The organism is Phocaeicola dorei (assembly GCF_013009555.1).
Lineage (GTDB): Bacteria > Bacteroidota > Bacteroidia > Bacteroidales > Bacteroidaceae > Phocaeicola > Phocaeicola dorei.
Genome location: NZ_CP046176.1, coordinates 4,421,563 through 4,436,265, shown reverse-complemented (window position 1 = coordinate 4,436,265; position 14,703 = coordinate 4,421,563). Strand labels below are relative to the sequence as shown.

General features: G+C 41.6%; 10 protein-coding genes. 7 read left to right on the top strand and 3 right to left on the bottom strand.

Annotated elements, in window-relative coordinates; genetic code table 11:
• Nucleotides 1-5: 5 nt before the first annotated feature.
• The 5 genes from GKD17_RS18330 to GKD17_RS18310 are packed head-to-tail and all read left to right on the top strand — an operon-like array spanning nt 6 to nt 5,756.
• Entirely contained in the window at nt 6-1,562 is a 1,557-nt protein-coding gene (locus GKD17_RS18330; RefSeq protein WP_007830865.1) for an SLC13 family permease, read from the top strand.
• A gap of 29 nt (nt 1,563-1,591) precedes the next feature.
• A complete protein-coding gene (cysC, locus tag GKD17_RS18325; RefSeq protein WP_007830867.1) occupies nt 1,592-2,206 on the top strand; it encodes an adenylyl-sulfate kinase in 615 nt (204 codons plus the stop codon).
• An 11-nt stretch (nt 2,207-2,217) separates the two neighbouring features.
• Nucleotides 2,218-3,129, top strand: a complete 912-nt coding sequence (gene cysD, locus GKD17_RS18320; protein WP_007830869.1) for a sulfate adenylyltransferase subunit CysD — start codon at nt 2,218-2,220, stop codon at nt 3,127-3,129.
• A gap of 36 nt (nt 3,130-3,165) precedes the next feature.
• Nucleotides 3,166-4,623: a sulfate adenylyltransferase subunit CysN gene (cysN, locus tag GKD17_RS18315; RefSeq protein ID WP_007843649.1), complete on the top strand. Its 1,458-nt coding sequence runs from the start codon at nt 3,166-3,168 to the stop codon at nt 4,621-4,623.
• A 26-nt stretch (nt 4,624-4,649) separates the two neighbouring features.
• The gene (locus tag GKD17_RS18310) at nt 4,650-5,756 is read left to right on the top strand and encodes a sulfotransferase family protein (RefSeq protein WP_007830872.1); all 1,107 of its coding nucleotides are present in this window, start codon (nt 4,650-4,652) and stop codon (nt 5,754-5,756) included.
• A gap of 75 nt (nt 5,757-5,831) precedes the next feature.
• On the opposite strand, the gene GKD17_RS18305 is transcribed toward GKD17_RS18310, so the two are convergent.
• A complete protein-coding gene (locus GKD17_RS18305) occupies nt 5,832-7,031 on the bottom strand; it encodes an OmpA family protein (RefSeq protein WP_005852854.1) in 1,200 nt (399 codons plus the stop codon).
• A 106-nt stretch (nt 7,032-7,137) separates the two neighbouring features.
• Entirely contained in the window at nt 7,138-7,905 is a 768-nt protein-coding gene (gene yaaA, locus GKD17_RS18300) for a peroxide stress protein YaaA (protein ID WP_007830876.1), read from the bottom strand.
• A gap of 87 nt (nt 7,906-7,992) precedes the next feature.
• Between yaaA and GKD17_RS18295 the strand changes: the two genes are divergently transcribed.
• Both GKD17_RS18295 and GKD17_RS18290 read left to right on the top strand, forming a co-directional pair.
• On the top strand, nt 7,993-8,493 hold the full coding sequence (locus GKD17_RS18295) for a TlpA family protein disulfide reductase (RefSeq protein ID WP_007830878.1): 501 nt from the start codon (nt 7,993-7,995) through the stop codon (nt 8,491-8,493).
• 20 nt (nt 8,494-8,513) lie between these two features.
• Nucleotides 8,514-11,318, top strand: coding sequence for a TonB-dependent receptor (locus tag GKD17_RS18290; RefSeq protein WP_007830880.1), 2,805 nt, complete (start codon nt 8,514-8,516; stop codon nt 11,316-11,318).
• A gap of 65 nt (nt 11,319-11,383) precedes the next feature.
• Here the strand turns inward: GKD17_RS18290 and carB are convergent, their stop codons facing one another.
• Nucleotides 11,384-14,605, bottom strand: coding sequence for a carbamoyl-phosphate synthase (glutamine-hydrolyzing) large subunit (carB, locus tag GKD17_RS18285; RefSeq protein WP_007830884.1), 3,222 nt, complete (start codon nt 14,603-14,605; stop codon nt 11,384-11,386).
• Between the last annotated feature and the right edge of the window lie 98 nt (nt 14,606-14,703).

Here is a 14,703-nt window from a genome sequence, read left to right as displayed (position 1 = left end):
AAACGATGCTGACATTTAAAATGATTATTGTGTTTTTTGGATTAATAGGGATGGTGACTGCGCTAGTCCTTGATAAAATGCGTCCCGGAATGATTCTGTTCTCTGTTACTGTACTCTTTCTTTGTTTCGGTATATTAACTCCGAAAGAGATCTTGGAGGGATTCAGTAATAAAGGGATGATTACCGTAGCGCTGCTTTTTCTGATCAGTGAAGGAGTCCGGCAATCGGGAGCGTTGGGACAGTTGATAAAGAAACTTCTGCCTCAAGAGAAAACAACGGTCATGAAGGCGCAGGCACGTATGCTGCCCGTTATTTCTTTTGTTTCTGCTTTTCTCAATAATACGCCGGTGGTCGTGATTTTTGCGCCTATTATTAAACGTTGGGCGGAATCTGTCTGTATTCCGGCAACCAAATTCTTGATCCCTATTTCGTATGCTACTATACTGGGGGGAATGTGTACGCTTATTGGGACTTCTACTAATCTGGTAGTGGATGGTATGATTTTAGATGCCGGATATAAGGGCTTTGGTATGTTTGAATTAGGCCGGGTGGGTATTTTCATTGCTTTGGCAGGAGTTGTTTATTTGTTGTTCTTTTCTTCTAGGTTGTTGCCGGAGGTACGGAAAGACACGGTAGGCGACGAACATGGGGAAGCGGATGCGTCTTCTTTTCATCGTGTTGAAGCGGTGATAGGTGCTCGTTTCCCGGGTATCAATAAAAGGGTGGGGGATTTTAATTTTGTCCGTCATTATGGCGCTGAAGTAAAAGAAATAAAACGAAGCGGAGTTAGTATTGTAGATAATCTGTCACGTGTGAAGTTTCGTGAGGGAGATACGTTGGTGCTATGGGCAGATGATTCATTTATCTCTACATGGGGAGACTCTTCTGTATTCGTGTTATTGGCCAATGGCAAAGATACCGAGCCGAAAGCTGGGAGAAAGAAACGTTGGTTTGCATTGACTTTATTGGTGTTGATGATTGTGGGGGCAACAGTAGGAGAGTTGCCTTTTATGGAAGAATTACTTCCTGGTATTGATCTTGATATGTTCTTTTTCGCAGCTATAACGACTGTGATAATGGCATGGACCAAACTTTTTCCGGCACGTAAATATACAAAATATATATCATGGGATATCTTGATAACCATTGCCTGTGCGTTTGCTATAAGTCGCGCCATGGTAAATTCCGGAGTGGCGGATGTCATTGCGCATGGAATCATTGATATGAGTGATGATTATGGTCCGCATGTGTTGCTGGCTGTTTTGTTTATCATTACAAATCTGTTTACCGAACTGATAACCAATAATGCTGCCGCTGCATTGGCTTTTCCGCTTGCCCTTTCCTTATCCAATCAGTTGGGGGTAAGTCCTATGCCCTTTTTTGTTGTCATCTGCATCGCTGCATCTGCCAGTTTTTCCACTCCTATCGGTTATCAGACTAATTTGATTGTGCAGGGTATCGGAAACTATAAGTTTATGGATTTTGTACGTATCGGTTTACCGTTGAATATATTGACATTTATAATTTCGGTTATTCTGATACCGCTGATATGGCCTTTTTGATGAAGTTAAAGACAAAATGAAAATAGAGAATGGAAGAAGAAAACATATATCCTATATTTGACCGTATGCTTTCCCGGAAAGATAAAGAAGAACTGCTGGGACAACGGGGAGTTATGCTGTGGCTGACGGGACTCAGCGGTTCCGGTAAGAGTACTATTGCCATAGCTTTGGAACGTGAATTACATAAACGTGGTTTGCTCTGCCGTATATTGGACGGGGATAATATTCGTAGTGGCATCAATAATAATTTGGGCTTTTCGGCAGAGGATCGTGTGGAAAATATCCGTCGCATAGCCGAAATAGGCAAGCTGTTTGTTGATACAGGAATCATTACCATTGCCGCTTTCATCAGTCCCAGTAATGAGCTCCGGCAGATGGCAACCCGTATCATCGGGGCGGAGAATTTTCTGGAAATTTATGTCAGCACTCCTTTGGAAGAGTGTGAGAAACGTGATGTAAAAGGACTTTATGCCAAAGCGCGTCGGGGTGAAATTAAGAATTTTACCGGCATTTCTGCACCTTTTGAAGCTCCGGAGCGTCCTGCATTGTCTTTGGATACTTCCAAACTGAGCTTGGAAGAGTCGGTCAATACTTTGTTGGAACTAGTGCTCCCCACTGTTGGTAAAAAAGGAGAAAAAATATAATTCATTATAAAATGGAAGAAAATTATAAATTGAGCCACTTAAGGGAACTGGAAGCTGAGTCTATCCATATCATTCGTGAAGTGGCAGCTGAATTTGAGAATCCTGTTATGCTTTATAGTATTGGTAAAGATTCGTCTGTCATGGTACGTTTGGCAGAGAAGGCTTTCTATCCGGGAAAGGTGCCTTTCCCTTTGATGCATATCGATTCTAAATGGAAATTCAGGGAAATGATAGAGTTCCGTGATCAATACGCCAAAGAACATGGATGGAATTTGATAGTGGAAAGTAATATGGAGGCTTTTAATGCCGGAGTAGGGCCTTTTACGCATGGCAGCAAAGTGCATACAGATTTAATGAAGACACAGGCGTTGCTTCACGGGCTGAATAAATACAGGTTTGATGCCGCCTTTGGTGGAGCACGTCGTGATGAGGAAAAGTCACGTGCCAAAGAACGTATATTCTCTTTTCGTGACCGTTTTCATCAATGGGATCCTAAAAACCAGCGTCCTGAATTGTGGGATATTTATAATGCTAAGATTCATAAAGGGGAAAGTATCCGTGTGTTTCCATTAAGCAACTGGACTGAGCTGGATATTTGGCAGTACATCCGTTTGGAAAATATTCCTATTGTGCCGCTTTATTTTGCCAAGGAACGTCCTGTGGTGAATATAGATGGAAATTTGATTATGGCTGATGATGACCGCCTGCCCGAAGAATATCGGGACCGTATTGAAATGAAGGAAGTGCGTTTCCGTACTTTGGGGTGTTGGCCTTTGACTGGGGCCGTAGAGAGTGATGCCGATACGATTGAGAAGATTGTAGAGGAGATGATGACCACTACTAAAAGTGAGCGTACCACCCGTGTCATTGATTTCGATCAGGATGCCAGTATGGAGCAGAAGAAACGTGAGGGATATTTTTAAATGGATAAGTAGGAATTTAAAATGAAGAAATGGGTGATGGAGAATAAACTGAATATAAAGGAATATTTAGATAAGGATGAACAGAAAGACTTGCTACGTCTGTTGACAGCCGGTTCGGTAGACGATGGAAAGTCTACCTTGATAGGACGTCTGTTGTTTGACAGTAAGAAGTTATACGAAGACCAACTTGCCGCTTTGGAGCGTGACAGTAAACGTGTGGGGAATGCAGGTGACCATATAGATTACGCTTTGTTGTGCGACGGGTTGAAAGCAGAACGTGAGCAGGGTATTACGATTGATGTAGCTTACCGTTATTTTTCAACGAACAATCGTAAATTTATTATAGCCGATACTCCGGGACATGAACAATATACCCGCAATATGATTACCGGAGGTTCTACTGCCAATCTTGCCATAATCTTGGTAGATGCTCGTTTAGGTGTGATTACGCAGACCTGCCGCCATACTTTTCTGGTATCTTTATTGGGAATAAAGCATGTGGTGCTGGCGGTGAACAAGATGGACCTTGTCGGGTTTTCGGAAGAGCGTTTCAACGAAATCGTGACCGAATATAAGAAGTTTGTAGAGCCATTGGGAATCCCGGATGTGACTTGTATTCCTCTTTCGGCACTTGACGGTGACAATGTGGTGCAGAAATCTGAACGTACGTCATGGTACAAAGGTACTTCTTTATTGGAAGTGCTTGAAACGGTTTCCATCGAGAATGATCATAATCTGGCCGATTTCCGTTTCCCGGTTCAGTATGTATTAAGACCGAATCTGGATTTCCGCGGTTTCTGTGGAAAGATTGCTTCCGGTGTTATCCATAAAGGAGATGAGGTGATGGCTTTGCCTTCCGGCAAGAAATCTCATATCAAGAGTATTGTTACTTATGATGGTGAGTTAGAGTATGCTTTCCCGCCGCAAGCGGTGACGTTGACTTTGGAAGATGAGATTGATGTGTCTCGCGGAGAAATGTTGGTACATGCCGATAACATGCCTGTGATAGACCGTAATTTTGAAGCTATGTTGGTATGGATGGATGAGGAGGTGATGGACCTTGACAAATCTTTCTTTATCAAGCATACTACCAATACGGGACGTACCCGTATAGATGGCATTAAGTATAAAGTGGATGTGAATACGATGGAGCATTTGTCTGTTGAAAACGGTAAATTGAAAAAGGAGGATCTGCCTTTGCAATTGAATCAGATTGCCCGTGTGACATTTACTACTGCCAAGCCGCTTTTCTTTGATTCTTATCAAAAGAATAAAGCTTGTGGTTCTTTCATTTTGATTGACCCCATTACCAATAACACCAGTGCGGTGGGGATGATTGTAGACAGAGTGGAAGCCAAAGATATGCTGAATGCCATGGAAGTTCCTACTTTGAATCTGACGGATTTGGGTATTGGTGAGGAATATTATGAAGCCGTAGAAAAGGTGGTGAAAGAATTGGACCGTCAAGGCATTACAGTCAAGATAGAAAAATAACAGCGTACAATTAAAAAAGAAGAGTAATGGGATTACTTGAATTCAATAAACTGCCAATCAATACATTAGTAGGCGCCGATTGGAAAACTTTTAAGGCGATTACTACAGGAAGGGAAATTGATTCGGCATATAGAGGAAAATACCGTTTGACGAAAGTTGTATGCCGTTTGCTTTCCACCTTGGCTCCATTGCAGGAAAAGCGATACAGGAAACTGTTGGCCGATAAGTCTTTGGAACACGACCCGGTCTTTATCCTCGGACATTGGCGTAGTGGGACTACCTTTATGCACAATGTATTCTCTTGTGACAAACATTTCGGATATAATACTACTTATCAGACTGTGTTCCCTCATCTGATGATGTGGGGACAGCCTTTTTTCAAGAAGAATATGAGTTGGCTGATGCCTGACAAGCGTCCGACAGATAATATGGAACTGGCCGTAGATTTGCCTCAGGAGGAAGAGTTTGCATTGGCCAATATGATGCCCTATACCTATTATAACTTTTGGTTCCTGCCTAAGTACCAACAGGAATATGCTGATAAATACTTGTTGTTCAATGATATCAGTGATGAGGAATTGAAAGTGTTTGAGGATATATTCACCAAACTTATTAAAATTTCTCTTTGGAATACAGGCGGAACACAATTCTTAAGTAAGAATCCGCCTCATACAGGTCGTGTAAAAGAGTTGGTCAAGATGTTTCCGAATGCCAAATTCATCTATTTGATGCGTAATCCGTATACGGTATTCGAATCTACGAGGAATTTCTTCACCAATACAATCCAACCGTTGAAACTGGAGGATATTTCTCCAGAGACGTTGGAACAGAATGTGCTTTCCATTTATGCCAAGCTGTATCATAAATATGAGGCGGATAAAAGATTCATTCCTGAAGGAAATTTGATGGAAGTGAAATTTGAGGATTTTGAAGCGGATGCAATGGCTATGACTGAGTACATCTATAAATCTCTTTCTATTCCCGGATTCGAAACAGCTGCTCCGGCTATTAGCCAATATATAGGCGGAAAGAAGGGATATAAGAAGAATAAGTATAAGTATAATGACCGTACGGTCCGGTTAGTGGAAGAGAATTGGAAGTTTGCACTAGATCAGTGGGGGTATTCCATCTAAAAAATAAATGCCCGCAATTCTGTTTTTATAAGGAATTGCGGGCATGATTACCTTCTGCTGACAGAAGGTAGTGTATTATTGGGCTTCGATAATTACACGACGGTTGAATGCCGGAGGAGTTAAGGTGTTTACACCACCCATTCCGCTGATAATCAGATTGTTTTTGTTGACACCCAATTTAACCAGTTCATTAGCCACGTTGTTGGCACGGTCTTCACTTAACTGCTTGTTCCATGCAGCGCTACCTGTATCACTATCAGCATAACCGGTTACTTTCAATTTTAGTCCCGGATTGTCTTTTACCAAATCTGCGATTTGTTGCAAATTTACAGTAGAGTTGGTAGGAAGAACCGCTGAACCGATCTGGAAAAATACAGATTGAGGAGCCGGAGCAATTTGGTTCACTGTAACTTGTTCTGTAACCACTTCAGTGGGTTGGTTGGCAAGTTGGGCTTTTAATTGACGGTTTTGTTCTATCTGTTGAGCCAAAGCGGTATTGATAGCATCCATTTGTGAAGAGGTAAGTGCCATGATAGCATCTACATCCGGAGCTGGTTTGAATCCTCTTTGTGGAAATTTATAAGTGATACCCACTGTAGCACCTGCCATAAAGTCAGGGCCTTTACTGGTGGTTTTTCCATCAAATTTGTTTTCTGTACCCATTCCGTAAAGTTCCAGATTTAAGTCCCAGGCACTGGCCAGATGGAATGTATTGATGATACCGAAATTGAATGCCAGTGAATTACGACGTGGAGCATCATATGAGTGGGCAAAACCGAAACCTACGAATGGCACGAAGTCGTATATGCGGTCTTCATTATATCCGGCTATCATGTTGCTGACATTGAATAAGATGTCACCATGCAAATTCATGTAGTTGAACTTATCCTGATAGTATCCTTCGCTTAACATGTGAGGTTTGGAATATGCGGAAGGTTCACTGGAAAAACTCTTCGACTGCAAACCGCTATATTGCAAACGTAATCCTAAGCCGGGAGTAAACCATTTACCGATTGATATTTGAAGAGCGGGAGCAATACGTTTCTTGAATTTACCAAGATCGGACTGATCGCCGAACAGTACTTGTGCACCTCCACCAACAGAGAAGAACCAATTATCGAAGAAGTGATTGGTCTCTACCTTGTACTTATCCACAGGTACCTCCATTACATCTACACTCTCGCCTACAAGGACGTTTTGTGAATTGCTTTTCTGCTGTGCAAACGCTACAGAACTTAAACTGGCCGCAGCCAGCAAAAACATTAATTTTTTCATACTCATTTCTATTAGTTAATTATTGTCCAGGTTTATCTTCCCAAATTCAACTAAATAACATGAGTGCTGATAAAAAGTTTGAGTAGGTTGACTATTTAATATTTTTTTATGAAAGAAGGCTAAAAAGATAGTGGGTATCTGTGCTGTATCCGGCATCAAAACTGAATCCTTCCCATTTGAATCCTTTTAAATCCCCAGGATTCTCTATCCGGTTTTTAATGATGAAGCGTGTCAATTCTCCACGGCACATTTTTGCATAAACCACAACGGTGGTTAATTTTCCTTTTTTCCATACCTGAAATTCTGGTGTGATCACTTGTACTTCTTGCTCCACGCGTTTCCAATCGAATAAATCTTTCATCTCCCCACTTGCCAGATTGATTAGTATTCCTCCTTTTGCTTTAATTTCTTTGATAAAGGTGTCGGTCAGAATTGGCTTCCAATAGTCAAACATGGATATTCCTCCACGTTCAGGTAGTTTGATATCTCCTTCCATTCTGTAATTCTTGATCTGGTCTAACGGGCGGAGTAATCCGTAAAGAAAAGAAGTGATTCGCAAGTGATCCTGTGCATATTGAAAATCTTCAGGGGTAAAATCCTGTGGGTGGATACGTTTATATACGATACCGGTATAAGCCAGTAAGGCAGCTAAAGCCGAGGGAGAGTCCGAACAGAAATCTTGAAATCGCATATAGTTCTCTGCTGCTATTTTACTGTTCACACGTAAAAGTCGTTCCAGTTCTTCAGCAGAGAATTGGGACATATCAAGTGCATTCTGTATCGCTTCAGTTTGGAATTGTGGTGTACTGGTAACAGGAGTTTGTATTTTGCTCCGTCCGGTCATTGTTTTGGCACATGAAATAAAAGTCATCATAGGCTAAAAAATAATATTTTCTGGCGGCAAATATAAGAAAAACAGATATATTTGTCTTTGTTATTCCATAATTAAATATTGAGAACTATGAAAATGAAAGAGTTAGGATTATTGTTCATGATGCTTTGCATGGTATTTGCCGTAAATGCTCAAGAATTGAAAAAAGGAGATAAATTACCTGATTTTCATTTAAAATCTGCAGTATATGGAGATATTTCTTCGACTGAATTGAAAGGTAAGGTCGTTTTGGTGAGTTTATTTGCCACTTGGTGCGGGCCATGTCAGCTGGAACTGGCTGAAATAGAGAAAACTTTGTGGGCTGAATATAAAGATAACAAGGACTTCGTATTATTAGTAATTGGTCGTGAGCATACGGATGAACAGTTGAAGGCTTATAATGAACGGAAGAAATTCACTTTCCCGTTATATCCCGATCCTAAACGTGAGGTGTTCTCTTTATTTGCTGAAAAGTCAATTCCTCGCGCCTATCTTTTCAATAAAGAAGGAGAAGCCGTTTATACTTCCATCGGGTATGAGAAAGAAGAATTTGGATATCTGATGAATGCCATTGCGGAAGCATTGAAATAGGACCCTGTTGATATTTCAAGATGACTAAACTGTTCTCGTTGTTTATTTTATTATCTTTTGTTCTCCCGGTTAGTGGACAGAAAAAGCTTGATTCAGATAAAGCAAGAAAAGAAAAAGCTTATCATTTGACAGGTTCTGTCAGAGAACAGGGAGAACGCCCTTATCCCGATCCTTTGCCGGATGTAAATATCCAACTTTATTCTTTGCCTGATACGAGTTTTATAGAAGGTACGGTGAGCGATAAGAAGGGTGTTTTCCGTTTGTACCCTATGAATCCCGGTAATTATTTAATAAGGGCTTCTTTTTTAGGATATGAAACCCTTGAAAAAAAAGTGAATATTCCTGCTTATCGGAAAGAAGTTTATGGAGGTGCTCTGATGATGAAACCTTCCAGTATTGTATTGGATGAAACGGTGATAAAGGCCGAACTGCAGAAAATGAAGATGTCCGGAGATACATTAGTATATAATACCGGAGCCTTTAAGACATCGGAAGGAGCTGTTCTGCAGGATTTGGTGAGGCAGCTTCCCGGATTGGAATTAGACGAGAAATCCGGCAAGATGAATTTTCATGGAAAGGAAATCACTCAGATCTTATTAAATGGAAAGGAGTTTTTCGCAGATAGCAAAGTTGCTTTGAACAATATGCCGGTAGATGCTTTGAAAGAGGTAAAGGTATACGAGCAGCAGTCGGATAAAGAGCAAATGACAGGGGTGTCAGATGGTAAGAAGAAAACGGTGATGGATGTGAAGACCAAGAAGGATTTGACAGATGGATTAATGGGGGACGTTTCAGCTTTGAAAGGTTCGGGGGATATGTATGGAGCGAAAATGAGTTTGAATAAATTTGTCGGAAAATGGCGGATGTCCTTGTATGGTGATTTAGGAAAACTCCCCAGATATGGTAATTTTATCAGTGATATGGCCGATAATCCTGCTCAAATGAAGGATATTGGTTTTAGCTTGGGAACGGAAATAAAGAAGCTCAACCTCAATGTCAGTGCTTCATATAATAATAATAAAAGCGCGGATGAATCGCGAAGCCAGTCAGAAGAATATCTGCCTAACGGTAGCCAATATGCCTATAATAATGGCTTGAGTACGGGTAGGAATAGTTCTTTTTGGGAGAATATATATATGACGGGAAGTTTGAGTGACCGGACGGAAATTAATTTCAGGCATAACATCAATCATAGCCGGTTAAATTCGGTATCAGAAAATATTTCGGCGACTTTCAGTACCAATCCTTTGGACTATGTTTCAGAGCCTTGGAGGGACGATGCAATGATTCCTCCTGAGTTCAGGATAAATAAAAATACGGGAAATTCTCAAAATAAGACGAACAATCTGATGATAGGCAATAATCTTTTGATCACTCATAAATTGAATGATATCGGTCGGAAACTCTCCATAGAGTTAAGAAATGATTATAGTAATCAGGCGAGTGGTAATTATCAGCAATCGTCTATTACTTATTATCAATTGAAGAATGACCTGGGGGCAGATTCGGTTTTATATAGAAATCAATACCGGGAGTCACCTGCCAGAAATTTATTATTGGCGGGGGAGGTCAGCTATACGGAGCCAATAGGAAAACAAATGCTTCAGGTTTATTATCGGCATGAGTATCAACGGCAGAGTAATAATGCGGTTACGTACAATTTGGATGAGGATGCTTTGTGGGGAAGTCTTCCATCTGGTTATGAGGCAGGAAGGGTGGATAGTTTAAGTGATTATACTCGTAATGATCTTCATTCCAATGAATTCGGACTGCGTACCACACTTAATTGGAGAAAAGTGAGGTTGAATATCCGGTTTGGGCTGTCGCCTCAGAAGTCTACGACGAAAAGCAACAGGGGAAAAGTGAAGATAGATACGACCATTACCGTGTTGAACATAGTGCCCGAACTGCATTTTGATTATGATTTGGGCAATAACCATAATATGAGTGTGTATTATAGCGGATACACCCGGCAGCCTTCCATTTATGATTTGTTGTCTGTGCCTGATTATACTAATCCTCTGAACATAACAATGGGGAATCCGGGGCTGAAACCCGCTTTCGGGCAAAGTATATCTGTGAATTACAGAGGAGGAAATATGGAAAAGCAGGAAATGTTATATTGTGGTTTGAGATATAATAATACGATAAATGATATAAGCCGGAAAAGAACCTATGATGAGAAGAGTGGGGTATATACCAGTCGGCCCGAGAATATAAATGGTAATTGGGGCATTGGCGGGAATATATATTATACGAATAAATTATTCAAGAAAATTTTCGCTCGTCTTGCTACTAATGCAAATTATAACCGGAGGGTTTCGTATGTGCAGATAATGGGAGAAGCCAATGAGAATGATCGTAACACCTCCCAAATGCTCTACTTGATGCAGGACGTGGAGTTTGCCTATAAATTGGAAGAGCATGAGTTTAAGATAAATGGAGCAATCACTTATCAGCAAGCCGATAACAGTTATACAAACAATTCGGATTACAGGACGTATGATTTTTATTATGGCGCGGAGTGTCGACTGAAGTTACCTCTCAACTTGAATCTTTATACCGTTGTGAGAAGTATGAATCGCAGGGGATATAAGGATGAGGCCTCCAATACGACGCAGTGGCTTTGGAACAGTGAGCTGACTTACAGTTTTCTGAAAGGGAAAAGAGGGTTACTTAAATTTCAGGTTGTTGATATTCTGCAACAACGGGATTTTGTCAATCGTTGGATGAATGATACCGGACAGGGAGAAACTTGGACTTGGGGATTGGGACGTTATGCGATGGCTACTTTTACTTATCGTTTTAATGATCTTTCCCGTTAGGAGATAAAAAAGGAGCTGATTCAAGAAAAACGAATCAGCTCCTTTTTGAATATCCCTAAGAAAGATTATTTGTAATCTTGCCAGCTCTTTATCTGAATATCCTTTTCACTCATTTCACAGAATGCTTCAATGAAAGCACTTGCCAAACGGGCGTTGGTAATCAAAGGAATATTGTGGTCGATTGCTCCACGACGAATTTTGTAACCATTAGTCAGCTCACGTTTGGTATGGTTTTTCGGAATGTTGACTATCAGGTCGAATTTATGTTCGGCAATCATCTTCATGACATTGTTTTCTGCATCGGGCTTTTCATCCGGCCAGTAAACCGGTGTGGTATTTACTCCGTGTGCATTCAAGAAAGTTGCGGTTCCGGCAGTTGCATAGATCTCATATCCTTTTTCTGCCAGCATACGGCTTGCTTCCAGCAAATCTACTTTGGATTTGGTGGCACCTGACGAGAACATGACAGATTTTGTAGGAATCTTGAAACCTACAGCAATCATAGAGTTCAGCAAAGCTTCATGGAAGTCATCACCGATACAACCCACTTCACCTGTTGAAGACATATCTACGCCCAATACAGGGTCTGCCTTGTGCAGACGGGAGAAAGAGAACTGGGAAGCTTTAACACCGATCCAGTCAATATCGAATGCCGACTTATCCGGTTGGCTGTATGGAGCACCCAACATGATGCGGGTTGCGGTTTCAATGAAGTTGCGTTTCAATACTTTGGAAACAAACGGGAATGAACGTGATGCGCGCAGGTTGCATTCAATCACTTTCACTTCATTATTCTTAGCCAAGAACTGCATGTTGAACGGACCGGAAATGTTTAATTCTTTAGCGATACGGCGACCAATCTTCTTGATACGGCGAGCTGTTTCGAAATAAATCTTCTGAGCCGGGAATACTAATGTGGCATCACCTGAATGGACACCTGCATATTCAATGTGTTCGGAGATGGCATATTCCACTACTTCACCGTTTTGGGCTACAGCGTCGAATTCTATTTCTTTAGTATCTTGCATGAATTGTGATACGACTACCGGATATTCTTTAGAAACTTCTTTAGCCATCTGTAAGAATTCCTTCAGTTCATCTTCGTTATAGCATACGTTCATGGCAGCGCCCGAGAGCACATAGGAAGGACGGACCAATACCGGGTAACCTACTTTGTTTACAAATTCTTCCATGTCTTCCAGGCTGGTCAATTCTTTCCATGCCGGTTGGTCAATACCCAGCTGGTCAAGCATGGCCGAGAATTTATGACGGTTTTCCGCACGGTCGATAGAAAGCGGAGAAGTTCCCAATACAGGTACCGACTGACGGTGAAGCTTCATCGCCAAGTTATTAGGTATTTGTCCACCTACTGATACAATGACACCACCCGGTTGCTCCAGATCAATCACGTCAAGTACACGTTCAAATGAAAGCTCGTCAAAATACAGACGGTCGCACATATCATAGTCGGTAGAAACTGTTTCGGGGTTATAGTTAATCATGATGGATTTGTAACCCAACTTGCGTGCGGTTTGGACAGCGTTTACAGAGCACCAGTCGAATTCTACGGATGAACCGATACGGTAAGCGCCTGAACCTAATACAACTACCGATTTTTCGTTCTTATAATAATTGACGTCATAACCCGTAGTAGCGTATGTCATATATAGGTAATTGGTTAATTCGGGATGTTCAGATGCGACGGTATTGATACGCTTGACAGCCGGAAGGATATTCAAAGCTTTACGACGGGCACGTACAGCCAAGTTCTCCTTTTCCATATTGCCACTGGCTTTTAATACGAAGCGTGCAATCTGGAAGTCGGAGAAGCCTAATACTTTAGCCTGGCGAAGCACATCTTCAGGTAGATCCTCGATCTTATTATAAGTCGAAAGTTTGACCTTATAGTCAACGATGTTTTTTAACTTACTTAGGAACCACGAGTCGATTTTGGTCAGTTCGTGGATGCGTTCAATACTGTATCCTTCTTCCAATGCAGAGGCGATGGAGAAAATACGGAGGTCTGTCGGGTTGGCCAGTTCCTCATCCAGGTTTTCAAATTTAGTATGGTCATTTCCTACGAAACCATGCATACCCTGACCTATCATACGAAGACCTTTCTGAATGATTTCTTCGAAAGAGCGGCCTATAGACATGATTTCACCCACAGACTTCATGCTGGAGCCAATCTGGCGTGATACACCTGCGAATTTAGTTAAGTCCCAACGGGGAATTTTACAAATCAAGTAATCCAACTGGGGAGCTTCGTAGGCTGAGTTGGGAGTACCCTTTTCGCCAATCTGGTCTAGTGTGTAGCCTAAAGCGATTTTAGCGGCAACGAATGCCAGAGGGAATCCGGTTGCTTTAGAAGCCAAGGCAGAAGAACGGCTCAGGCGTGCATTTACTTCGATAACACGGTAGTCATTTGTTTCTGCATTGAAAGCATACTGGATATTACATTCACCCACAATACCCAAGTGACGGATACATTTTGTAGATAAATCTTGCAACATTGTTACTTGTTCTTCTGTCAGAGAGCAAGTGGGGGCCACCACGATAGATTCGCCGGTATGGATTCCCAGTGGGTCGAAGTTTTCCATGCTTGCCACTGTAAAACAATGGTCGTTGGCATCGCGGATTACTTCAAATTCTATTTCTTTCCAACCTTTCAATGACTCTTCAACCAGGATCTGTTTAGAGAATGCGAATGAACTTTCAGCCAGTTTGATGAAAGCTTCTTCATCCGGACAGATGCCGCTGCCTAAACCACCTAGTGCGTAAGCAGAGCGTACCATAACCGGATAACCGATTTCGCGGGCAGCTTTCAGAGCCTCTTCCATACTTTCCACAGCGTGGCTCTTCGGGGTTTTCATCGGAATTTCATCCAGCTTCTTTACGAATAAATCACGGTCTTCAGTGTACATGATGGCTTCTACCGAAGTACCCAGTACTTCTACACCATATTTCTTTAATGTACCATTCAGATAAAGTTCGGTTCCGCAGTTCAATGCAGTTTGTCCGCCGAAAGCCAGCAAGATACCGTCCGGTTGTTCTTTCTTGATAATTTCTTCAACAAAGAAGGGAGTGACAGGAAGGAAATAAACCTTGTCAGCTATACCTTCCGAAGTTTGAATAGTCGCGATGTTCGGATTTACCAACACCGAGTGAATACCTTCTTCGCGCAATGCTTTCAGCGCTTGTGAACCTGAGTAGTCAAACTCTCCTGCCTGGCCTATCTTGAGGGCACCCGAACCCAATACCAGGACTTTCTTTAAATCCTTTTTCATTGAAAGTTTCTTTTATATAGTTGTTTTTAATGTCGCTAAATATTAAAAAAAATGCGTCTATCCTCGTAAGAGGACTAACGCATTTGTTCGTATGTCTA

What these genes read in the sequence shown, in the direction of transcription:
- cysD (WP_007830869.1), top strand. Translation starts at nt 2,218, where the DNA reads ATGGAAGAAAATTATAAATTGAGCCACTTAAGGGAACTGGAAGCTGAG.
- GKD17_RS18305 (WP_005852854.1), bottom strand. Translation starts at nt 7,031, where the DNA reads ATGAAAAAATTAATGTTTTTGCTGGCTGCGGCCAGTTTAAGTTCTGTA.
- carB (WP_007830884.1), bottom strand. Translation starts at nt 14,605, where the DNA reads ATGAAAAAGGATTTAAAGAAAGTCCTGGTATTGGGTTCGGGTGCCCTC.
- GKD17_RS18330 (WP_007830865.1), top strand. Translation starts at nt 6, where the DNA reads ATGCTGACATTTAAAATGATTATTGTGTTTTTTGGATTAATAGGGATG.
- yaaA (WP_007830876.1), bottom strand. Translation starts at nt 7,905, where the DNA reads ATGATGACTTTTATTTCATGTGCCAAAACAATGACCGGACGGAGCAAA.
- GKD17_RS18310 (WP_007830872.1), top strand. Translation starts at nt 4,650, where the DNA reads ATGGGATTACTTGAATTCAATAAACTGCCAATCAATACATTAGTAGGC.
- cysC (WP_007830867.1), top strand. Translation starts at nt 1,592, where the DNA reads ATGGAAGAAGAAAACATATATCCTATATTTGACCGTATGCTTTCCCGG.
- cysN (WP_007843649.1), top strand. Translation starts at nt 3,166, where the DNA reads ATGGAGAATAAACTGAATATAAAGGAATATTTAGATAAGGATGAACAG.
- GKD17_RS18290 (WP_007830880.1), top strand. Translation starts at nt 8,514, where the DNA reads ATGACTAAACTGTTCTCGTTGTTTATTTTATTATCTTTTGTTCTCCCG.
- GKD17_RS18295 (WP_007830878.1), top strand. Translation starts at nt 7,993, where the DNA reads ATGAAAATGAAAGAGTTAGGATTATTGTTCATGATGCTTTGCATGGTA.